The organism is Dactylosporangium sp. NPDC005572 (genome assembly GCF_040605515.1).
Taxonomy (GTDB): domain Bacteria; phylum Actinomycetota; class Actinomycetes; order Mycobacteriales; family Micromonosporaceae; genus Dactylosporangium.
In genome coordinates this window covers 1-23021 of the sequence record NZ_JBEXCY010000191.1, presented here as the reverse complement: position 1 = coordinate 23021, position 23021 = coordinate 1, and the positions used below count along the sequence as shown (strand labels likewise).

Sequence of the window (23021 nt, the reverse complement as noted above, 5' to 3'; positions counted from 1 at the left end):
TCGGCGACCGACTCCCCCGGGCATCCGGCCAGCGGCGCCAGTCGGGTGTCGGCGGTGACTCCGGTGAGCACACCGCACGCGCGCAGCCTGTCTGCCGCACGCCTCACGGCCTCCACCGGTACCACCACGCCCGCGACAGCGGCCTCCAGCCCGGGGGTGGCGACGACGAGGTCCCGGAATGCCGGCGGGTAGTCGTCGGCCACGAGGATGCCTCGTCCGGTAGCGACGAGCTCGCGGGTGATCTCTCCAATCGTCGCCATGCCGGGCACCATAAACGGGTGGCGGGCCGGTGCGAGTCGCACCGATGGGTGAACCGATGGGTGGTGCCGGGCCCTTGCCGTGGTCGTTGGATTCCTCTGCGGCGAGGTGGAGCCCGAGAACGCTCCCGCTGAGCGGCGCGGACGTCGTGCATCGCATCATCACCGACCTGGTGACACCGGTGCGGCTGGGCTCGGCACGGCCCGGCCAAGCCGGGACCTACGGCCCTGGGACCGGCCGGGGCGCGGAGTGATGGTACGAGGAAGAGAACCGCTAGGAGGCGACTGGAGATGCGAGCGCTGGTTTATCACGGTCCGGGCCACAAGAGCTGGGACGAGGTCGCGGACCCCACAGTTCAGCAGGAAACCGATGCCATCGTCCAGGTGGACGCGGTCACCATCTGCGGTACCGATCTGCACATCCTGAAGGGGGACGTGCCGGCGGTCGCCGACGGGCGGATTCTGGGCCACGAGGCCGTCGGCACCGTGGTCGAGGTCGGCGCCGGCGTGAAGAACGTCCGCGTGGGTGACCGGGTTCTCGTCTCCTGCATCACCGCCTGTGGTCGCTGCCGGTTCTGCCGTGACGGTCACTACGGGCAGTGCGTGGGCGGGGGCGGCTGGATCCTCGGTCACCGCGTCGACGGAACCCAGGCGGAGTACGTGCGGGTGCCCTTCGCCGACAACTCGACCTACCCCGTGCCCGCCGGGGTCAGCGACGATCAGGTCCTCATGCTCGCCGACATCCTCCCCACCGGGTACGAGGTCGGCGTGCTCAACGGTGCCGTCCGCCCGGCCGACACCGTCGCCGTCGTCGGAGCCGGCCCGATCGGGCTGGCCGCGATCCTCGGCGCCAAGCTGTTCACGCCGAGCCACGTGGTCGCGATCGACCTCGCCCCCGCACGGCTCGAGGCGGCCAAGCAGTTCGGCGCCGACGTGGTGGTCAACAGCGGCACCGAGGACCCGGTCGCCGAGCTGATGCGCCTCACCGACGGGCTCGGCGCGGACGTCGCCGTCGAGGCCGTCGGCATCCCCGACACGTTCGAGCTGTGCACCCGCCTGATCCGTCCCGGCGGGCGCGTGGCCAACATCGGCGTGCACGGCAAGCCGGCGACGCTGCACCTGGAAGATCTCTGGATCAGGAACGTCACGATCACGACCGGGCTGGTCGACACGTACTCGACCCCCACCCTGCTCGGGCTGGTCGCGGCGCACCAGATCGACTCGGCCCGGCTCATCACGCACCACTTCGCCCTCGGCGAGTTCATGCAGGCCTACGACACCTTCGCCCGGGCCGGCGAGACCGGCGCGCTCAAGGTCGTGCTCAACCGCTGACCCGACCCGCCGCCGTCGCCGCCGGCGGCGGCGGCGGGCCATTTGGCGTGCTGGCCGCCGCCGGCTCGGGTCCCACAGACGCGTGGCCCGTGTTCTCGAACGTCTGGCCGGGGAGGACTCGACATCCGTGCGTGGCCGAGGCGTGGCCTGCCGAGGCGGCAGCGCGGTCCTCGCCGTTTATCCCCAAATAGAGGTAAACAGGGCATAAGGCGGCTCCGGCAGTGTGCGTGGGGCTGTCGAAATGGGGGTAGCCGAATGACGCCTCGGCGAGGTTCGCCCGTTCGTGGCCGCTTGGTACACGAGAGCGAGCACACACGCGTCACTCGGCTGCCTGTCGCCGGACACACGGTCATCCGCAAGGAGCCTCTTGGACCGGACGCCCGGCAGCGGGTGCAGCACGAGCTGGCGATCCTGGAGCGGCTGCGTGGGGCCGAGGGGGTCGCGCAGCTGGTGGAGGCACCCCGCTGCCCGGAGTGGATCACGTTGGCGGATGCCGGTGAGGTGAGCCTGGCCGGGTTGGCGAAGCCACTGGCCCTCAGGGACCTGATCGGGCTTGCGATGGGGCTGGCCCGGGCGGTGGCAGGGGTGCACCGGCGCGGTGTGATCCACCGGGACATCACGCCGGCGAACGTCGTGCTCTCCCGCGACGGTGCACCCTGCCTGGTGGATTTCGCGTTGGCGACGTCGTTCGCCGAGATCCGTCCCGAGTTCACGCATCACACCGAGATCGTGGGGACGCTGGCGTACCTGGCGCCGGAGCAGACCGGGCGGACCGGCCGGTCGGTGGACCAGCGAGCCGACCTGTACGCGTTGGGCGCGACGTTGTACGAGCTGGCGACGGGTACACCGCCGTTCGGTTCCGGGGATCCGCTGCGGCTCACGCATGATCATTTGGCGCGGGTGGTGGTGCCGCCCGCGCGGGTGAACCACGCGGTGCCGGAGCCGCTGTCCGAGATCGTCATGCATCTGCTGGAGAAGGAACCGGACAACCGGTACCAGACCGCCGAGGGCGTCATCTACGACTTCGAGCGGTTGCAGGACCCCGGCGCGCGCCCGGGAGCTGCTGCGTTGCGGGTCGGCGAGCGCGATTTCCCGCTGCGGCTGCTGCCCCCGTCGCGGCCGGTGGGACGCGATGACGAGGTGGCGGCGCTGGCGGTGGCGTTTGAGGACGCGCTGGCGGGCCGGTGCCGTGGGGTGTTGGTCGGCGGGGCGCCGGGGGTGGGCAAGACGGCGTTGGTCGACGAACTGCGGCCGGTGGTGACGGGCAGCGATGGCTGGTTCGTGGCGGGCAAGTTCGACCAGTACCGGCGGGATCTGGAGTTCAACGCCGGTTATCAGGCGTTTCGCGCGTTGGGTCGGCTGTTGCTGGCCGAACCCGATGACGAGCTGGCCAAGGTCCGCGAACGGATCCTGGAGGCGGTCGGCCCGAACGCGGGCCTGATGAGTGCGGTGGTGCCGGAGTTCGCGACGCTGCTCGCGGTGCCGCCCGATGCGGGAGATCCGCTGACCGCGCAGGTGCGGGCGCAGCGGGTGGGTGTGGACCTGTTGCGTGCGGTCGCTTCGCGCAACCGGCCGGTGGTCCTCTTCGTCGACGACCTGCAGTGGGCGGGGCGCACACCACTCGGCTTCGTCGACCTCGTGCTGAGCGACGAGCAGATCGACGGCCTGTTGCTGGTGGCCGCGTACCGCGAGGACGACGTGGACGCGGTGCATCCGTTGGCGGCGCCGCTGTCCCGATGGCGTGAACTCGCCGGAGTGCGGCACCTGCGGCTGGTCGACCTGCCGGTGTCCGGCTCCGTCGCCATGGTGGCCGAGATGCTGCGTGTGGACCGGACCACGGCGGCGGGCCTGGTTGACGTGATCAACCCGTCCGGCAACCCGTACGAGATCGTGGAGCTGCTCAACGCGCTGCGACGTGACGGCGTGCTGGTCGCGACGGCCGCCGGGTGGCGGTGGGATGCGGCGGCCGTGCACGCTCATCTGGGGCAGTCCGGGGTCGCCGAGCTTCTGGCAGCCGGTGTTCAGGCTATGCCGTCGACGTCGCGCCAGATGGTGCAGGCGATGGCGTGCCTTGGCGGGCGAGCCGAGCTGAGCCTGCTGCAGACCGCCACCGCCGAGCCGGCGAGCGCGGTGGAACAGCGGCTGGCACGCGCCCTCGACGAGGGCCTCCTGGTGGTTGAGCCCGGGATCCATCAGGCGGTGCGGTTTCGCCACGACCGGATCCGTGAGGTGATCCTGCGCGGGCTACATCCCCAGCAGCGGCGCGCCCTGCACCTGGCCATGGCGCGACGGCTGGCGGCCGTGCCGGAGCTGTACGCGGTCGCGGCTGAACAATATCTGCCGGTGGTCGACGCGGTCGACGACACCGTGGAGCGGCACCGGGTGGTCCGGCTGCTGCGGCGCGCCGCCGACCAGGCCTCATTGATCGGCGACTACGCGCTGGTGAAAGGGCTGCTGGCCGCCGCACTGCGGCTCATCGACCCAGGCGAGACCGCCACGCTGGTCGACGTACACACCGCCCGCCATGCCGCGCTGTACAGCATGGGACGCCTGGAGGCAGCGGACGAGGAGTACCACACGATCGACCGGCTGTGCACCACCGCCATGCAGCGCGCCGACGCGACATGCATCCACGTGCGCGGCCTGACCCATCAGCACCGTCTGGCGGAGGCGATTCAGCTCGGCCTGGAGTCGCTGCATGAGCTGGGCATCGCCGTGCCGGCCGCCGACCGGCTCCCGATGGAACTCGACCACCAGCTCGACCATCTGTACCGGTGGCTCGACCACACCGAAGACGCCGACAGGCGGACGCGGCCGGACATCACCGAGCCGACGCTGCTCGCCGCGACCCGTCTGCTCGACGCACTCTTCCCCGCGGCCTTTTACGCCGACCTTCGCCTGTATGCGTGGCTGAGCCTGGAGGGGTTGCGGATCTGGCTCGAGCACGGCCCCGCCCGCGCCCTGGTCGGGCCGGCCGCCACCGCCGCCTTCGCCGCACTGACGCTGGGTAGTAGCCACGCCGCGTATCAGGCGACACAGCGGGTCCTGGCCTTCAGCGAGGCTCGCGGCTACGAGCCCGACACCTCAGAGGCGCGCCTCCTGTCCGCCGTCGTGATCTTGTGGTTCGAGCCGATCGAAAGCAGTGTCCAAGCAGCTCGGCGGGCCCGCGACGGGCTGCTCGCCGGTGGCGACCTGGCCAACGCGGGATACACCTACTCACCGATCATGACGGGCCTGCTGGAATGCGCACCATCGCTGGACGTCTACATCGCCGAGGTGGAGGCGGGACTGGACCTCGTGCACCATACCGGCAGCGAACAGATCATCCAGTGGCTCGAGACGTACCGGTGGCTGGCCGGCGTGCTGCGCGGCGAAGGCTCCGCCGCGGCCGGCAAGGCGGACCTCATCGACCGGTACGCCCACAGCCCGACGGCGCTCGTCCACGCGCACGTCGCCCGTGCGGTCGCCGCCGCCATCTTCGGTGATCTGGCCGGCCTGACACGGCACACGGCGGCGGCGATGCCGCTGCTACCGGTCATCCTGGGCCACTACCCGACCGCCCTGGCGCGCCTCCTGCGCGGGCTGGCCCTCGCCGGGCAGGCCCGGGCCAGCCGCGGCGACGAGCGCGGCGCGCTGCTGTCCGAACTGGACGAAGTGACGCAGTGGCTCGCCGCACGCGCCGTGGACGCGCCGGAAAACTTCCAGCACCTGCTCCGATTGCTCGAGGCGGAGCGGGCCTGGGCCGTCGGCGACTTCCACGCCGCCGCCCTCGCCTTCGACGCCGCCCGTCGCGATGCCGCCCAGCACCAGCGGCCGTGGCACCGAGCCCTGATCACCGAGCACGCGGCCCGCTTCCACCTCGCCCACGGCCTCGAATGCACCGGCTACGACCTGCTCATCGAAGCGCGTCAGGAGTACCTCGCATGGGGCGCCACCGCGAAGGTCGACCAACTCGACTGGGCCTATCCGGCCCTGCGCCCACAACCCGGGATCCCCGCGGCGCAGCGCGCCGACCAGAGCGGTAACCGGACCGGGGATGCCCCGCACCAACGGGCCACCGTCACCACCGGAGCGCTCGACCTGCTCGGCATCCTGTCCGCCTCACAGGCGCTGAGCTCCGAGACCAGCATCGAACGGCTGCACGCCCGCGTGGTCCAGGTGTTGAGCGCCATGACCGGCGCCACCGACGTCCACCTGCCGCTGTGGAGCGACGAACGGCACGACTGGCTACTACCCACTCTCGACGGCGGCGCTGAGTACGCGGTCCCGATGTCAGTGCTGCGATACGCCCAGCGCATCGGTGAGCCACTGGTCGTGGCCGACGCCACCCGCGACGACCGCTTCGCCCGCGACCCCTACTTCACCGGCCTCACATGCTGCTCGCTACTGGCCGTGCCCGTCTTCAGCCGCGGCGCGCTACGGGCGGTACTGCTGCTGGAGAACCGCCTCATCCGAGGCGCCTTCACCACCGAACGACTTGACGCCGTCAAACTCATCGCCGGCCAACTCGCCGTCTCCCTCGACAACATCCACCTGTACGCCGAACTCACGACATCCCGCGCGCGGATCGTCGCCACCGCCGACCAGACCCGCCGACGCGTCGAGCGCGACCTGCACGACGGCGCCCAGCAGCAGCTGGTCTCCCTGGCGCTGCAGCTGCGCGCGGCGCAGGCGGCGCTGCCACCCGGACTCGCCGCGCTCGGCGCACAGCTCGACCAGGCCGTCACCACGGCAACCGATGCGGTGGACGAGCTACGCGAGATCGCCCGCGGCATCCACCCGGCGATCCTCAGCGATGGTGGCCTCCACCCTGCGCTGCGCGCGCTCGCTCGCCGCTCACCGATCCCGGTCCACCTCGACCTGCGCACGGAGGCGCGGATGCCCGAGCACGTCGAGGTGAGCACCTACTACGTCGTCGCCGAGGCGCTCACCAACGCGGCCAAGCACGCGAACGCCTCGACCGTCACGGTCACCGTCGAAACGGACCCCGCCGGTGCCGTCCTGCACGTCGCGGTCCGCGACGACGGCGTCGGCGGCGCCGACCTCACCCTCGGCACCGGTCTGCTCGGCCTCAAGGACCGCGTCGAGGCACTCGGTGGCCGGATCTTGCTCCACAGCCCCCGCGGGGCGGGAACCAGCCTGCGCGCAGAGTTCCCGCTCACCACCATGAACAGCGACGTCACGTCCTCCTGATCAACGTCGAGTGGCCGGAGGGAGTCCCACCCTCCGGCTCTGCTGGGTCAAGGTGAGCTCAGGTCGGTTGCAGTCGATCTCGCGGTCGCTGCTGACGCTTTCCTGACTGAAACCGCGTTGGCCTCTCGCGGGTGTTTCCCACAGTTCACCAGAGCCCGACAGCGGGCATATCACGGGAGGCATCCATGAACACAATCTCACGACGGGGCATGCTCCGCGCGGTCGGCGCCGCGGCCGCCGGTGTCGCGCTGGCGTCCGGATCCGTCGCCACGGCATCGGCGGCACCGGCCGCCGTCACGGCGACCACCACTTGCGCCATGCAGACACTGCCGGTACCGGCCGACACCTACCGCAGCGACGCCGCTGCGATCGACCCGACGGGCCGGTTCATCGTCGGCTCGGCGATCGTGCGGCGTGACACCGACACGTACCCGCTGCTGCTGTGGGACCGTGGCCAGCTGACCACGTTCGACGCGCCGGTCCCCGGCGGGACCCCGGTCGACGTCAACCGCAAAGGCGTGGTCATCGGCAACGGCTCCACCGGCCTGCTGTCGACGCCGTGGCGGTACCGCCACGGCGTCGGCGCCCTACTGCCCGTGATCGACCCCGCCGACCAGACCACCGTCGTGGCGATCAACACCCGCGGCGACATCGCCGGGGTCGGCCTGACCCCTGCCGGCCACCGGTACGGCATGATGTGGCCCGCCGACGAACCCGGCACCGTCCGGGTCATCAACACCCCGTCCGCGAACTCGGTGCTGACCGGTCTCACCGACGACGGCACCATCGTCGGCTCCTCCGGCCTGCTCGAGCCGACCTCGTGGCTGCGCACTCCGCACGGCGTGCTGCGTCCCCTGACCGGCCCCGACGGCGCCGGCGGGACGTCCGTGTGGGCGGCGGCCGGGCACTGGGCGGTCGGCCAGGGCTACCAGGCCGGCACGCTCGTCGGGCTGCGGTGGGACCTGCGTACCCGCCGCCCCACCGTGCTCGACCCGCGCCTCGACAGCAGCCCGACCGACGTCAACGCGCAAGGCGTGGTGCTGGCCGGGAACCTCCTCCAGCGCGGCAACACCGTCGTGACCCTTCCGTCACCCAGCCCGGACCACATCATCGGCGGCCGCGCCATCGCCGACAACGCAACCGTCATCGGCTTCCACAACCCCAGGCTCGCCGGTGGGGTACGCGCGGTGCGCTGGATCGGCTGCTGAACGACACACGGCCCGAGGGCCCGGCTTCGTCCGGGTCCTCGGGTAACCACGTTGAAGAGTGAGATGGACCGTCAATGGCGCGGAAGTCAGTCAGGCCGGTGGGGTGAGAAAGCGGGCCACGGCCGAGTTCCTCGACGCCGTCGCCGCAGATTCCGGGGCAAATCGTTGTTGGGTCCCTATCACAGGCCCTACAACCGGCGTCAATTCCGCGAAGTTGCCATAGGGTGTCACACGCCGTTCAGCCTTCGTCCGCTGATAGGTCGAAGTCGGGCGCCTAGCGTCCGTAGACCGGCTCGCACGTTATCGGAGCCGAACCATCTCACCTGGAGGTCGGGTCTTTGTCCCGCGCACATATCTGGCGAGTCACCCTCGTCTTGTCCTTATCCACAGCCGGGTTGGCCGGCCCGTTGCTCGCCGGCCCGGCGTCGGCGAATCCGGCCGGATCCGCCCTGGTCATCAGCGAGGCGTACGTCAACGGCGGCTCGTCCGGCGCCAGCTTCCTCAACAAGTTCGTCGAGCTCTACAACCCGACGTCGAACGCCATCCCGCTCGGCGGTAACACCCTGCAGTATCGTGCGCCCACGAGCACCGTCGTGCCGAGCGGTTCGCAGGTGTTCACGCTGTCGGGGACGGTGGCCGCGCACGGCCACTTCCTCATCCAGCTGCCGAGCAACGGCTCCACCACCAACCCCGGCGAACCGCTGCCCACGCCCGACCTGAGCACCGGCACCAGCATCAACCCGGGCGCGGGCGGTGGCACGCTCTACATCGCGGCCAGCGCCACCGGTGTGCTCCCCACCGACGGCTCCGTCATCGACAAGATCGGCTGGGGCACCAGCAACTCCCCGGAGGGCTCGGCCGCGACCGGCAACTCAATCGTCCTGAGCTATCAGCGTGACGCGGCCGGTACGGACACGGACAACAACGCCGCCGACTTCCACACCGCCACCCCGGCGCCGCAGAACGCGGCGTCCGACGGCGGCACGGCTGTCCTCACGGTGACGGACCCCGGCACCCGGAACGCGACGATCGGCACCGCGATCGCGCCGTTGACCCTCGCCGCCACCGGCGGCACCCCGCCGTACACCTGGACGGCCACCGGCCTGCCCGCGGGCCTGGCCATCTCCCAGGACGGGGTCGTCACGGGCACCCCGACCGCGGCCGGCACGTCGTCGGTGACGGTCACCGTGACCGACTCGAAGGGCGCGAACGCCTCGGCGTCGTTCAGCTTCAACGTCACGGCCGCCACGACGGTCCTGTCGATCGCCGCCATCCAGGGCACCAACACCGACACGTCGCCGTGGGCCAACAAGGAGGTGACGACCGAGGGCATCGTGACCGCCACCTACACCACCGGCGGGTTCAACGGCTTCTTCCTTCAGACCGGCGGCGCCGGCGGCAGCGAGGCGGGCGACGCCACGCCGGGCGCCTCCGACGCGATCTTCGTGTTCGGCTCGGCCTCGGCCGGCCAGGTCACCATCGGCGACAGCGTCCGGGTCGCCGGCACCGTGCAGGAGTTCCAGGGCCTGACCGAGATCACCTTCCCGGCGGTCACGAAGCTCGCCGACCCGCTGCCCGCCGTCGTGCCGGGCATGATCCCGTGGTCCGGCCTCACGACGAACGCCCAGAAGGAGGCACACGAGGGCGAGCTGATCCTGCCCCAGGGCGACTTCACCGTGTCGGACAACTACGACACGAACTGGTACGGCTCCTTCACCCTCGCCGCCGGTGACACGCCGCTGCGCCAGCCCACCGACGCCGGGGCCCCCGGCAGCGCCCAGGCGCAGGCCGTGGTCGCCGAGAACGCCGCCCGGATGGTGACCCTGGACGACGGTGCGAGCTGGAACTACAGCGGTAGCGCGAACACCGGCCAGCCGCTGCCGTGGCTCACGCCGGGCCACTCCGTCAGCGTCGGCTCGAAGGTCACGTTCAACCAGCCGGTGATCCTCGAGTACCGGTTCTCGCTGTGGAACTTCCAGCCGGTCCGGCAGGTGACCGACGACGGGGCCGCGGTCGCGACCTTCTCCGACATGCGCGCCGGCAACCAGCAGCCGGCCGCCGTCGGCGGGAACGTCCGCCTGGCCACGTTCAACGTCCAGAACTACTTCCCCACGACCGGGGAGGCGTACGTCGCCAACGGGTTCGGCACGTGCACCTACTTCACCGACCGGGCCGGCAACCGCATCGCCGTGGACCGCTGCACCGGCCCCGGTAACAGCCCCGGCGTGCGCGGCGCCGCCAACGACGCCAACTTCCAGCGGCAGCAGGCGAAGATCGTCACCGGCATCAACCGCCTCGGTGCCAGCATCGTGTCCCTGGAGGAGGTCGAGAACTCGGCGAAGTTCGGCAAGGCCCGCGACGCCGCGCTCGCCCAGCTCGTCGACGCGCTCAACGCCGCCGCCGGTTCGACGGTGTGGGCGTACGTGCCGTCGCCGGCCGACGACCAACTGCCGCCGCTCTCCGAGCAGGACGTGATCCGTACGGCGCTCATCTACAAGCCGGCGGATGTCGCGCTCGTCGGCGGGTCGGTGGTGCTCACCGGACACTCGGGCGCCGGCCAGCCGTTCTCGATCGCCCGCCAGCCGCTGGCCCAGGGCTTCAAGAAGGCCGGCGCGACCGACGCCGACGCGTTCCTGGTCGTCGCCAACCACTGGAAGTCGAAGGGCAGCGGCACCCCGCTGTACGACGGCGACACCGAGAACACGTCCTCGCCGGCGGTGAACCAGGGCTGGTTCAACGCGACCCGGGTGCGTCAGGCGCAGGACACGAGCGCGTTCGCCACGCAGGTGGCGGCGGGCCTCGGCACGGACCGGATCTTCCTGGTCGGCGACTTCAACGCCTACACGCAGGAGGACCCGATGCAGGTCCTGTACGCCAACGGCTACACCGACCTCGGCGGCGCCCTCGACCCGTCCGGGTCGACGTACGCCTACAACGGCCTGCTGGGCTCGCTCGACCACGTGCTGGCCAACGCGGCCGCCCGCGCAATGGTCACCGGGGCGGACGTGTGGCAGATCAACGCCCAGGAGGCGGTCGCCTACTCGTACAGCCGCTACAACTACAACGTCACCCTGCTGTTCAGCGACAGCGACCCGTTCGCGGCGGCCGACCACAACCCGGTCGTCGTCGGGCTGAACGCGCCGGTGACGCCGGTCGCGCCGGCCTGGAGCGCCTCGAAGGTGTACAACACCGGCGACAAGGTCTCCTACCAGGGTTCCACGTGGCAGGCGACCTGGTGGACCCAGAACCAGGCCCCGGGTGACCCGAACGGCCCGTGGCAGCAGATCGTGACGGCCCCCGACGGTACCGCCGTCTGGACCCCGTCGCGCATCTTCACCACCGGAGACATCGTGGTGTACCAGGGCAAGAAGTACGTCGCGCAGTGGTGGACGCGCAACCAGGCCCCGGGCAACCCCTACGGCCCGTGGAAGAGCGTCGCCTGATCCGACCCGCACAGCAGCCCCGGGGTCGCCCTCCACGCGAGGGCGGCCCCGGGTTCTATTCCGGGCACGTTGGATCTATGGCACATGCGGGCCGATGCCAACTGGTGGTGCCGGCTGCTGCGGTGGTGGCTGCTGCGGTGGTGGCTGCTGCGGTGGTGGCTCCTGCGGTTGCTGCGGTGGTGGCTCCTGCGGTTGCTGCGGTGGTGGCTGGTTCGGCTCCTGTTGCTGCGTATCCGGTGGCTGGTTCGGTGGTTTCGGCACATCCGACTGGTCTGGCCAGTCGGGCAGACCGGGTATGTGCGGGATCCTCCGGTGCGGCGATCCGCTGTCTCCTGGCACCGACGGGCTCGAGGTCGTGGTGGGAGACGATGACCCGGGGCTCACCGAGCCCGATCCTCCCGGGCACGGCGGTCCCGGCACGTCGGCGACGGAGGCGTGCAGTTCGGCGTGTACCGCCACGGACCCGGCCACCACCCCGAAGCCGATGATCGTCGCCGCCACGAGGTTGCGGAACAGTCTGCCGAGGAACGTCCAGTGCCCCCGCCGCGTCGCTCGTGCCACGTTGACGCTGTCCGCCACCTGCGATGCGTACCGCTGCTGGGCCTCCCGCCACTCATCCTGGCCCATGATGGCCCACCGGTGACTTGTCGAGCATTTGCACACATCGGTCATGGTCGGCACGGACAACAGCCGGGCTGCGGTCGAGCATCTCCGCCACGACCTCGGGGTCGACCCGGTGTGTGTCGATCAGACGGATGACAGCCCGTTCATAGATGCTGAGCGAGTGCCACGCGGCCGGTCGGGGTGGAGCATCGGGTGACCGGCTGAAGATCCGTTGACGCCGTTGCTGCTGTGCCTGATCGACCAACGAACAGACGAGGAAGCCGTAGAGCTTCCGGGCGTCCACCTCCGCCGACCACTCGCCGGCCGCGCGGCCGGCGGCGAGCTCGACCAATTCCCTGGCCGCGTCGGGATCGTCGTCCACCAGCGCCAGCGCATCCTCGACCAGCGCCGTCTTGCGTTTCTCGCAGAAGCTCTCCAGCTCTGCCAATCGGTGCTTCGGTGCTGCGAAAGCCTGCAGCACACCGCTGCTGCCCAATTCCGCCGACGTCACCGTCCCCAGTGCGCTGCTCAGCAACAAAGCCGCACCACCGGCGGTGATCTGCATACGGAATGCGGGATCGAGCGCAGCCGCCCAGGCAAGCAATGCAAGTCCGGCAACCAGCCGCAGTAGCCGGCCCGGACGGGTCACTGCATGCCATCGAGATGTGCGCTCCGCTATACAAGCCATGAGGCCCCCGCGAGAGTCCCGGTGCGACAACACCGCACCTGCGCGCTACCACTCCATCGTGACACGAGCAGCCGCGCACGACACGGACTCAATTGATCGGAAGTCGGAACGTCGCGCCGGGAATCGTCAGACCGGAAACGTTCAAACATTTGGCGGGCGCGGAGGATTCGGCTCACGCCGGATGTTTGCCACAGAATCCGCGGGAACAGGTCTTCAACGGCACGGCCGACGACGGCACCGGCGGCCGGTTCGCGGCGACGCGCACATGTCTGTCGCCGCCGGAAAATTGCGCGCCGACGTCCAGGGAGGCACGGACACACCGTTTGCCGTCATCACCGGGCAGAACGAGGTTCGGCTGCAGAGGGACGCGCGTCGTACACCTTCACGATCACGGCATCGGCGAGCCATCCGGTAAGAGTGAAGGCGCAGGTTCAGCTCAGCGATCCGCCGTACACCCTTGCGCTGTCGCAGGACATCGCCCTGACCACGGACCCGCGGCAGCACACGTTCACGTCCGGCCTCGCGGTGATCGAGCACGTCAACCGTCGTATCTGGGTCCGACCGGCGGAGCGGCCGGGCGGGCGGCGGCGGAACTGGCGGCAGGTGCATCCATTGAGGCGAGTCTGTGGATAGGGGCCCGCTCCGGCCACACTTGTCCGGAGGGCCACGGCCGCCGGACGGCGAGCGGCACGCCGCGACTGGCGGCGCCGCCGCGTCAGGCTCGGCCGACCTGTCCGGCGCCGGACGATCCGGAGGTGCACATGCCCACGACCAACGACCCCACCGGGCCGTGGCGAGCCGCCGGGCCCGCCCGCCGCCGGTTCGCCGACGCGCTACGCCGGGGCGTCGACGAGCTCGGCGGCGACCGAGCGGCCGAGGCGGCCAGCGGTGTGGGCAAGGCGAGCTGGTACGACGCCAAGACGGGCCGGTCGATCCCGGACCTGACCTGGCCGGCCATGCGGCTCACCCTCCAGAGGTTGCCGCCGGCCCGCACCGGCGTGCGGGACTGGGACGCGTTGCGCGACGCCGCCCGGGCCGAGCCGGACCCGTGGCGACCGGGCCGCATGTCCGCCGCCGGTCGCCCCGCCACCGGCCGGGCCGCCCCGCCGCCGCTGCCCTCCTGGTCGGTGCCGCGTCAGCTGCCGCCGGCCGGCTCCATCTTCACCGCGCGGCGGGCTGAGCTCGCCGCACTCGACCGGGTGCTGCGCCCCGAACGGGGCGGGGCCGCGCCTGCGGTGGCCGCGGTCGTCGGTCCGCCAGGGGTGGGCAAGACGGCGCTGGCGATCTCCTGGGCGCATCGCGCCGCCGCGCGCTACCCCGACGGCGTGCTCCACACCGACCTGCGCGGCTTCGGGCCGGGGCAGCCGGTCGAGCCCGAGGTGGTGCTGTCCGGCTGGCTGCGGGCGGTCGGCCGGCAGCCGGATCCAGGGCTGGGGCCCGAGCACCTGGCGGCGCTCCTGCGCACCGCGCTGACCGGCCGCCGGGTGTTGATCGTGCTCGACAACGCCGCCACGGAACAGCAGCTGCGGCTGCTGCTACCCGCCGAGCCTGGCGCGGCGGCGCTGATCACGAGTCGGCATGGGCTGCCCGGCCTGGCGATCGAGCACGGCGCTGAGATCGTGCCGCTCGAACCGTTTACCGGCGCCGAGTCGCTGGGCCTGCTGCGCGACGTGGTCGGCCTGCGGGCGGTGCGGGAGCCCGGCGCCGCCGCGGCGCTGGCCGAGCTGGGCGGCGGCCTGCCGCTCGCGGTGCGGATCATCGCCGCGGACGCGCGCCGCCAGCCGGCTGAGCCGCTCTCGGCGGTCCTGGCCTCCTTCGCCGTCGAGGCGTCCGGGGAGAGCCGTCTCGACCGCCTCGGCTCCGACGATCCGCGCTCCGACCCGCGGACGGTCTTCTCGTGGTCGGTGGGCCGCCTCGATGAGGCGGCGGCCGCCGCGTTCCGGCGGCTCGGCCTGCACCCGGGCGACTCGTTCGACCCGTGGGCCGCCGCCGCGCTGATCGGCACGCCGGTCGAGGCGGCCCGGCGGGTGCTGCGGGGGCTGCACCGCGCGCACCTCGTCGCCGCGACGGGCGTGGAGCGGTACCGCCTGCACGACCTCCTGCACGTCTACGCCGCCGAGCTGGCCGACCGGCACGAGCCGCCCGGTGCGGCGGCCGCGGCCCGGGAGCAGCTGCTCAGCCACTACCTGCGCCGCGCCCGCCAGGCCGACCTGCTCGTCGAGCCGTACCGGTACCACCCGCCGCTGCCGGTCGCCGAAGGGCCGGAGCCGCCGTTCCCCGACCGCGCGGCCGCGCTGGCCTGGCTCGATCGCGAGTGCGCGACCCTCGTCGCCGTCTGCCGCCTGGACGCCGCCGAGCTGGACCCGCTGCGCTGGCGGCTGGCGTACGAGATGAAGGGGTACCTCTTCCTCACCAAGCGCACCCCAGAGTTCCTGGCGGCCCACCGGGCGGCGCTGGCGGCCGCCGAGCGCTCGGGCGATCGGCTCGGCGAGGCGATGACCCGCAGCAACCTCGGGGTCGCCCTGCACGAGAACGGCGACGATGGCGCGGCACTGCTCCAGTACGAGCTCGCCGGGGAGGGCTTCGCCGCGGCGGGCGATCTCCACGGCGTCAGCAACACGCTCGGGCACCGGGCCACCGTCCACCGGCGGCGCGGCGAGCTGGCTGAGGCGCAGCGGCTCGGCGAGGAGGCCCTGACGTACTACCGCCGCGCCGGTGCCGAGCGCTACGTCGCGATCGCCCTACGCGGCATCGCCAGCACGGAGGTGGCGGCGGGCCGGTTCGCCGCCGCCGAGCGGCACCTCGCCGAGTCGCTGGAGCTGTGCGCGCGGCTCGGGCTGTACATGGACGCCGCCCGCGCCTGGCAGACGCTGGGCCGCGCGCTGCTGGCCCTGCGGCGGCCGGAGGACGGCGCGGCCGCGTTCGGCTCGGCGATCGAGGCCGCACGCAGCTGCGGGAGCCGCTTCGAGGAGGCACTCGGGCTGCGCGGGCTCGGCGACGTGGCGGCGGCGACGGGCGACCCGGCCGCGGCCCGGACCCGCTGGCAGGCTGCATTGGCCATGCTGGAGGAGCTCGGCTCGCCGCGGGCCACGGAGGTGGCGGCCGCGCTGGACCTGCTCGGCGCCGCGGTCACTCCCCCGCCAGCCGATCGTTGACCCAGGCCCGGATCAGCCCCGCGGTCCGGGCCGCCGGCGTGCCGGGCACCGCCTCGGCCAGGCCGTCGGCCGCGTCGTCGGCGAGTATCGCCGCGCTCCCCAGCTGGCCGTCGAACTGGTCGGCGAGAGCCAGCGCGTAGGCCAGGTAGGCGCAGGCGAGCATGGTCCGCGAATCGCCCGGACCGAACGCCGCCGCCCTGCGCTCGTGCTCGGCCATCGCCGCGCTCAACAGGTCAGCCTCAGCGCCGGCGTGCTCACCATCCAGGCGCACCCGGCCGGCGGCCAGGCCGGTGGGCATCTCATCCGCAACCGAGTACGCCGACGCCGGGGCGTCGCCGGCCGGCGCGTAGTGCGGCCGCTCGGCGTGCAGCAGATTGGCGAGCGTGTTGCGGGTGGCGGGGTGGGCCGGCCGGGTCGCTAGGCGGGCATTAAGGACCTCGGTGAAGGCGTCGCCCTGCCCGCCGTACAACTCCAGCCCGATGATGACGGAGTTCTCGAGTGTGCCGATGGTGTCGGGGTGCTCGGGTCCCAGAATCCGCATCCGGTCCGCGTGCGCCTGCCGGGCGACGGCCAGTGCCTCCTCGCGCCGTTCGAGTGCCCGCAGGCTCAGCGCCAGCCCGTTGCGGGCATCGAGTGCGCGTGGGTCGTCCGGCCCGGCCGCGCGGCGCCAGCCATCGACGGCCGCGGTCCAGTACCGGTGGGCGACACGGCGGTGCCGCGCCCGCTGCGCCGGTTCGCCGCCCAGCGCACCCCGCACGATCGCCAGGTTGCCCAGCGCGACGAGGGTGTCCGGGTGGAGGCGGCCGAGCTCGGGGTGATCGCGGGCGCCGGTATACACCTCGCGGAGGAGCTCGTGGGCCGAGCGGAGATCGCCGAGGCGGTACCGCGCCACCGCCAGATTCCCCCGAGCGGTCAGCAGCTGCGGATCGTCCGGGGCCAGCCGCTCAGCGAAGCCTGCGTACGCCTCGGCCTTCAACCGCTCCGCGCGCTCATAGTGCCCTTGGGCCTCGTACGCGACGGCCAGCCCCATCCGTACCGCATGCCGGGTGTAGGCATCGGCGACGTCGGGCCCGCAGGCCTCGTCGAGCAGTCGGAAGGTCTCCACCGCCGCACCGGTCTCGCCGGCCTCGACCTGCACCCGGCCGGCCTCGTGCATGAGGTGCCGCTCGTCCTCGCCGACGCCCCACGGGTCGCCGCCGGCCATCAGGCCCGCAACCGCGCGCACGTGCGGCAGCAGTGGCAGGACCGTGCGGTGGCGGTAGCCGTTGCGGGTGGCATCGACCGCCGCGGTCAACTCGGCGAGCGCGCCGTCGCGCAGCCGGGTGCGGCGGCTCGGCGGGTACACCCAGGCTCGGACGGCCCGGGCGACCACGGCGTGCATCAGATAGCCGTCCGGGCCCGCGCGCTCCAGCAGACCGCGGCCGGTCGCCGCGGCCAGGCCGCCGTCCAGGTCGAAGGTGCCGAGGTCACCGCAGCGGCGCACCGTGCCGACGAGCAGGGCGTGCGGCATCGGCACCGGGGCGAGGATACTGGCCGCGCAGAGCATCTCCCGGGCGGCGTCGCCGGCCCCGTCGAAGCTGCGCAGCAGCGCGGCCGCGAACGGACGCGCGGCGGCCGGCGGCAGCTCGTCGCTCAGCAGTGTGGCGGCCGTCTGCAACCGGTCTGGCTCGGTGGCGCTGAGCTGCTCGAGCAGCGCGCCGTAGCCGGTGAGGCCAGGCCCGGCGGTCAGGCCACCGGCGATGGTCAGGCCGAGCGGGTGCCCGCCAAGGAGACGGGCGATGCGGCGCGCGGCCCAGGCCTCGTCGTGGCCGTCCGGAGGCCGGTGGCCGGTCAGCAGCGCCACCGCCGCCCGTTCCTCGAGCGGCGCCAACCGGACCTCGGCATCGGTGACAAGGCCACGGGAGGTGTACAGCGTGCGTCCGAGCCGGGTCGGAGCGGCCATCGCCGCGATTAGGGCGGCGTCGGTGCCGGTCGGGACGTCGTCGACGATCCACAGGTACGGGCCGCCGAGCGCGTCCAGCGCCGCTGGGAGGCCGGTCGGCTCGACTCCCAGCCGGTCGGCGACAAGGGCCAACTGTTCGTCGAAGCGGGCTCGCAGCGCGCCGCCGCCGACCCGGCCGCCGCTGCTGCCGCCGAGCCGCAGGAGCACGACGCCGGCCGGGTGGTCGCGGTGAAACCAGCGGGCGTACTGCAGCGCCAGCGCGGACTTGCCGATACCGCCCGGGCCGCGCAGGGTGACGGCCGGGTGCGCCCGCCGGGCGTTCTTGGTCCGGGCGCGCAACTGCTCATGGATCTCCCACGCCTCGGCGCCGCGGCCGTGCACCGGCTGCTCCGGGGCGACCTCGGCCGGGTACCACGCTGGATCCGGCCGTGGCGGCGCGGCTCCGAACGGCTCGGTCGTCTCCGCCACCCGGGCGGCGATCGCCGCAGCGAGCTCGTCGACGGGGAACCCCTCGGCCGGCAGACGCTGCGTGGCCAGCTCGCGAGGGCGAATGTCGTCCGAGCCGACGCCGAGCGGGACGGCCAGAACCCGGCGGCTGTCGCCGTCGAGATGGTACCCGGCCATGAGCGCGGTGTGCAACTCGTCCCGGCAGTGCGGGCTGTCAGCAAAGCCCGGCGTGGCGATCGCGACGAGGGTCCTGGAGGCGGCTAGCGCCCGCTCGACGGACGGGCCGAGCGGCTCGTAGACGCCGCCGTGAGTCTCATCGCGGAAGACGGTGAGGCCTCTCGCTTCCAGTGCGGCCTGGACCCGCTCGGCGGCGGGTCGTCCGTCGGCCCAGGCCCAGCAGATGAAGACGTCGTATCCGCTCACGTATCCACCACGCCCACTGTCCGTCGGCGCCCGCCGATGGACTTGCCCGGCACTACAACTCATGGCGCGGGCATCGATGCGATGACCGGGCCTCGAGACCCCGGGAGTATCCCATGAAACTCAAGACCACGGCCGTGGCAGCGGCCGCAGTCGTGCTCGGCGCCGGCGCCACCGCGTCGATCGCGACGCCGGCGAGCACGTCCGGCGGCTGCACCGGCTCGACGATCACGATCAACTCGAATCCGGGCGCCGAGCCCCGCCTGCCGTGGGCTCGGCGGGCCGCCCATCGCCCCTGAGACCGTCCAGCGCCGCGACTGGAACGACCTTGACCGCTGCCCGCCCGGGTCCGGCGGCGATCCGGCGCGGTGGCGGTCGGGCGGCGCAGCGGGTCAGTCGGTGAAGGTCAGCGTGCCGCCGGCCGGCAGCGCGACGGTGCGCGGCGCTGCGGCGAGCGCCCCGGCCAGATCGGCGAAGTCCAGCGGGTGTACCTCATCGGCGAGCCCGGCCGGCACCACGGGCTCCGGCCGCCGCCGCAGCGCGAGGTGGATTCCGGCGGCGTCGACCGTCACGGCCCCCACCGTCACCATCGCCGGGAGCAGCCGCGCCGCCCACTCGAGGGTGAGGTCCAGCCGCAGCGCGCCGACGATGGCCGCCGCGACGGCGAGCCGGGCGAGGTGGGCCCGATGCTCGTCGCGGCCGGCGTCGACCCACCATTCCCGGTCGTGGATGTGCAGGTAGCCGTTGGACCCTTGGGCGTCCGGCCAGTCCAGGCCGGGGGCGCGGGCCGCGGCAAGGACGAACTCGTCCGGCGGGGCCAGGGTCAGCCGCCTGGCGAGGTCCGCCAGCTCCTCGGGGCCGAGGTGCGTAGGGTCGGCGCCGACGGCGGCGAGGAGTTGCTCGAGCGGGTCAGTCGGCATGGCGGGCTTCCAGGGCGTCGAAGCTGGTGAATGACTCGGTGGCCAGGACGTGGGTGATGAGGGCCAGGGCCGGCTCGCGGACCGCCGCGAACACCCCCGCGTCGGCGTCGCCGTCGACGTGCAGGGCCGGTCCGAGAACGCCGCGAAGGTACTCGATCGCCAACCCGACCGTGACGTCGTCGGCGACGATCAGCCACCACACGCGCTCGTCCGGGGTGAGCAGGAGTGCGCCGCGGCGCCCAGCGGTGTCCTCGACCTCCAGCGGTACGGCGACCACGGTCCGGCCGTCGCCGGCCCAGCCCGGCACGAAGCGCTCCGGCTCGACGTCGACGAGTACGAAGATCGACCGGTGCGGACCGGCAGCCGGCAGCCAGCGGGCCGCGAAGCCCGGCTCGGCGAGGCAGCTGGCTCCGACGCAGAGCACGAACGGGCCGCGTTTCCCCCAGCGCTCGGCGAGCGCCGCCAGCGCGGCGGGATCGCGCAGCGGCACGTGCCCGATCACGTCGCCGTCGTCGTCCTCGGCGAACAGCCGGACGGCGACGGCCACGCTATCCGGGGGCCTGCCGGCCCAGCGGTACAGCGAAGCGAGGCGGGCGGTAGGCCGGGCGTCCACGATCATCGCCGGTCGGCCGCCGGCGACCGGCACGTCGCCGAGCAGGTCGACGAGGTCCTCGGCGCGCCGAGCCGACATGGCCACGGCCCGGTGCCGTTCGCCGGCGGTGAGATCGTGGCGGACCTGTTGCAGTACCGCCGCCGCAAAATCGGCATCCGAGCGGCGCCGCTCGCCGGGCTCCGCCCGCAGCCCCACGAAGCCATGGTCGCGCTGCACCAGCTCGACCAGCCGGGCGATCCCGTCCTGGTGGCCGTTGAACGACAGTGTGCGGCCGCCAGCCGCGGCCAGGGCTGCCCGCAGGTGCTCGTAGGCCGCCGTCTCCCAGAGCTCCCAAGCGTCGTCGTGGCTGCGGTGGGCCGCGGTGTACAGGTCGCTGCCGGGCCCGTCGCCGCCGAGCGCGGCCGGCCCAAAGCCGGCAGTGACCGCCCCGTCGGCGGCCTGCGCTGCGGCGGCGAGCAGCTGCGGGCCGCGGCGCAGAAACCAGGCCCACCGGTCGTCTGGCCGGTCGAGGGCACGCAGCGCGGCCAGCCGGAGGCCGGCCAGTCCGGCGGCCAGGATCTCGTCGATGATCGGCGTCTGCATGCAGAGCCGGGCGAGCGCGTTGGTGGCCTGCTGGCGCCGATGCGGGCCGACGACCAACGCCATGAGCCGCTCGACCGCCTGGTACAACGGGACGTACCGCGGGTACGCGGCAATCATCGGGCCGAGCGGGCCGTGCCGCGCAGCGGCGATCTGCACACTGCTGAACGTCGCAAACGACTCGTGCGTGGTGCGGCAGGCGTCGAGGAGCTGGCCGAACGTCTCGCGGCCTCCGCCGGGCAGCCGGGCGTAGACGTGCAGGGCGCCGCCCCAGGCGGTGGCATCGTTGAGCACGGCGTGGTGTACCTCGTGCAGGTACACAACGTGGTCCGCTGCCAGCTCGGTGCCGAGCAGGCGCAGATCGAACGCGTGCGGCGTGTAGAACCCGGTGCTGCCCGCCCCGTCCAGGCACAGCCGCTCGAGGTGCCCGCTCACCCAGTGCCTCCGCCACGCTCGCGAAGCAGTTCGGCCGCGATGGCGGCCGACTCCTCGCGCAACGCCCGACCGTCCGCCTCGGCACCGGCGGCGCGCAGCACGCCACCGATGTTGAACAACGTCACGGCGAGCTGCGAGCGGTACGCGTCCGGCCGGGCGGCGGCGAGCTCGCGGCGCAGTCGCAGCGCCTCCCGGCCGACCTGCGGATCCCCGGCCAGCACAGCGAGATTGTCGGCCGCATCGGCCAAAAGCGACCGGAACCGCGTCGGCCGCGCCACGTGCAGGCGAACGGCGACGGCGTAGGCCTCCTCGGCGAGCGCGCGCTCGTGGCGCCGGTGCACCTGGTTGACCAGCGCGGTGACGAGGGCGCCCTCGGCCCGCTCGCCGGTCAGCGGCCGGAGCAGGCCGATCGCTCGCGCCCCGGCCGACGCCGCTGCCTCGGCTTCGCCGGGGTCTCCCTCCCGGCCCAGGTCGTGGGCGAGGGCGAGGGCCGCGTACGCCTCCGCCAGCTCGGCCTCGTCGCTCCCGGCCGCCTTGAGCCAGGCGACGGCCGAGCGGGCCGCCGTGACCGCCTCGGCCGCCCGGGTGTGGTCGCCGAGCGCCGCGAGCCGCACCGCGAGCAGCCGCGCCAGCCGGGCGGTGCCGGCGTCGTCCGGGCCGGCGGCACGGCGGGCCGCCAGCGCCCGCGCGGTCAGCTCGGCGGCGAACGGCGCCAGCACGTCGCTGCGCTGGGGCAGGGCGTCGACGAGCGGTTCGAGGGCATCCAGCGGTACCGCCGGCACACTCCCGATCATGGCCGCGGCGAGCGGGCGCGGGTCCGGCACCACGGCCACGGCGGTCATCGCGGCCGGCATGAAACGGGCCGGCGCCGTGGCGAGCAGGTCACTGACAGGTCCGCCCAGATCGGGGTTCGCTGCCAGGCCCCGCCCCAGCCCGACCAGCGCGGCGCGGGCCTGGTCTGGGCCGATCACCCCGGCGAGGTCGGCGAGGCGGTAGCCGCGGCGCAGAAGCCGGGCGACAATCTCGTCCGCGAGCGGCGCCGGCGCGAGCGGGTTAAGCGGCCGTGGCCCGGGCAGCATGGTCCGTGCTAGCGCCAGCCCGGCGTCGCGGTCGGCGACGGGCGCGCCGTTGAAGGCGCGCAGCGAGGCGAGGAGTGCCTCCGCTGTCGCGTCGGTGTCCGCGCCGAAGAGGCTCACCGCCGCCATGAGCTCGTCGGCCTCGCGGCCGGTGAGTCGGGGCAGGCCGAACCCGGTGGCCGCCCGTACCCAGCGGCTGCGCTCGACCTCGGCCAGCCGCGCCCACGGCGAGGCGCCGGCCGGGCCCCCGACGAGGTCCGCCAGCGCCGCCGCCTGCAGCTCGATCAGGGTCGTGGCCGGCGGCGGGGCGCCGCCGGGCGGCGCGTCCAGGCCGAGACGGCGGGCGAGAGCGGCGCGGGCCGTGGCGAAGTCGCCCGGAACCGTCGCTGGCGGCTCCAGGCGGTCCGCGCCAGCCCGGTCGAGCACGTCGGCGATTCGGTCGTCGGGATCGTCGCGGAGGCGGTCGAGCCAGTCACCGGAGCTGCGGGCCAGTAGCAGAATGCGGGCCGCCGAACCGCCGGTAGCGACGGCCCGCACTGCGGCCGCCACCGTGTCCGGGCGGGTGTGCGCGTCATCGAGCACCACCAGGCACCGGGTGGTAGTCGCGGCGAGCGGAACGAGCGCCTTCGGGGCGGTGCCTGCGGGCAGCAGCACGGCCGGGTGGCCCGCCGCCCGGAGCCGGTCACCCAGCCGCAGCGCCAGGCGCGTCT

11 protein-coding genes and 1 pseudogene are annotated in these 23021 nt (G+C 73.0%); 6 read left to right on the top strand and 6 right to left on the bottom strand.

Translation table 11 applies throughout. From position 1 onward, the window contains the following. Positions 1 to 260, bottom strand: a 260-nt coding sequence (locus ABZS66_RS48645) for a hypothetical protein (RefSeq protein WP_354769868.1), incomplete at its 3' end; no start/stop codon positions are given. Positions 261 to 548: 288 nt separating this feature from the next. Here ABZS66_RS48645 and ABZS66_RS48640 point away from each other — a divergent pair. From ABZS66_RS48640 to ABZS66_RS48625, 4 genes are all read left to right on the top strand, one after another. Continuing rightward, positions 549 to 1589 carry a zinc-dependent alcohol dehydrogenase family protein gene (locus ABZS66_RS48640; RefSeq protein ID WP_354769867.1) on the top strand — a complete coding sequence of 347 codons (1041 nt, stop codon included), beginning with the start codon at positions 549 to 551 and terminating at the stop codon, positions 1587 to 1589. Between the two features lie 42 nt (positions 1590 to 1631). Continuing rightward, complete coding sequence (locus tag ABZS66_RS48635) at positions 1632 to 6782, top strand: AAA family ATPase (protein ID WP_354769866.1); 5151 nt, start codon at positions 1632 to 1634, stop codon at positions 6780 to 6782. A gap of 185 nt (positions 6783 to 6967) precedes the next feature. Then, positions 6968 to 7990 (top strand): hypothetical protein, encoded by a 1023-nt coding sequence (locus ABZS66_RS48630; RefSeq protein WP_354769865.1) that lies wholly within the window; start codon positions 6968 to 6970, stop codon positions 7988 to 7990. A gap of 395 nt (positions 7991 to 8385) precedes the next feature. Then, entirely contained in the window at positions 8386 to 11433 is a 3048-nt protein-coding gene (locus ABZS66_RS48625; RefSeq protein WP_354769864.1) for an ExeM/NucH family extracellular endonuclease, read from the top strand. A gap of 613 nt (positions 11434 to 12046) precedes the next feature. Here the strand turns inward: ABZS66_RS48625 and ABZS66_RS48620 are convergent. Next, positions 12047 to 12685 carry a hypothetical protein gene (locus ABZS66_RS48620; protein WP_354769863.1) on the bottom strand — a complete coding sequence of 213 codons (639 nt, stop codon included), beginning with the start codon at positions 12683 to 12685 and terminating at the stop codon, positions 12047 to 12049. Between the two features lie 800 nt (positions 12686 to 13485). Between ABZS66_RS48620 and ABZS66_RS48615 the strand changes: the two genes are divergently transcribed. Continuing rightward, positions 13486 to 15879, top strand: a complete 2394-nt coding sequence (locus tag ABZS66_RS48615) for a tetratricopeptide repeat protein (RefSeq protein WP_354769862.1) — start codon at positions 13486 to 13488, stop codon at positions 15877 to 15879. Here ABZS66_RS48615 and ABZS66_RS48610 read toward each other — a convergent pair. Next, positions 15854 to 18691, bottom strand: a complete 2838-nt coding sequence (locus ABZS66_RS48610) for a tetratricopeptide repeat protein (protein ID WP_354769861.1) — start codon at positions 18689 to 18691, stop codon at positions 15854 to 15856. The two genes, ABZS66_RS48615 and ABZS66_RS48610, sit on opposite strands and share 26 nt — an antisense overlap. 113 nt (positions 18692 to 18804) lie before the next feature. Here ABZS66_RS48610 and ABZS66_RS48605 point away from each other — a divergent pair, with 113 nt between their 5' ends. After that, positions 18805 to 18987, top strand: coding sequence for a hypothetical protein (locus tag ABZS66_RS48605; RefSeq protein WP_354769860.1), 183 nt, complete (start codon positions 18805 to 18807; stop codon positions 18985 to 18987). 93 nt (positions 18988 to 19080) lie between these two features. Here the strand turns inward: ABZS66_RS48605 and ABZS66_RS48600 are convergent, their stop codons facing one another. The 3 genes and pseudogenes from ABZS66_RS48600 to ABZS66_RS48590 form a co-directional block, all read right to left on the bottom strand. Beyond that, entirely contained in the window at positions 19081 to 19608 is a 528-nt protein-coding gene (locus ABZS66_RS48600) for a hypothetical protein (protein WP_354769859.1), read from the bottom strand. Further along, the gene (locus tag ABZS66_RS48595; RefSeq protein WP_354769858.1) at positions 19598 to 21235 is read right to left on the bottom strand and encodes a hypothetical protein; all 1638 of its coding nucleotides are present in this window, start codon (positions 21233 to 21235) and stop codon (positions 19598 to 19600) included. The genes ABZS66_RS48600 and ABZS66_RS48595 overlap by 11 nt, the downstream gene beginning before the upstream one ends. Further along, positions 21232 to 23021, bottom strand: a pseudogene (locus ABZS66_RS48590) (hypothetical protein); the annotation flags it as partial. The pseudogene ABZS66_RS48590 and the gene ABZS66_RS48595, both read right to left, overlap by 4 nt.

What these genes read in the sequence shown, in the direction of transcription:
- ABZS66_RS48615 (WP_354769862.1), top strand. Translation starts at nt 13,486, where the DNA reads ATGCCCACGACCAACGACCCCACCGGGCCGTGGCGAGCCGCCGGGCCC.
- ABZS66_RS48640 (WP_354769867.1), top strand. Translation starts at nt 549, where the DNA reads ATGCGAGCGCTGGTTTATCACGGTCCGGGCCACAAGAGCTGGGACGAG.
- ABZS66_RS48600 (WP_354769859.1), bottom strand. Translation starts at nt 19,608, where the DNA reads ATGCCGACTGACCCGCTCGAGCAACTCCTCGCCGCCGTCGGCGCCGAC.
- ABZS66_RS48605 (WP_354769860.1), top strand. Translation starts at nt 18,805, where the DNA reads ATGAAACTCAAGACCACGGCCGTGGCAGCGGCCGCAGTCGTGCTCGGC.
- ABZS66_RS48630 (WP_354769865.1), top strand. Translation starts at nt 6,968, where the DNA reads ATGAACACAATCTCACGACGGGGCATGCTCCGCGCGGTCGGCGCCGCG.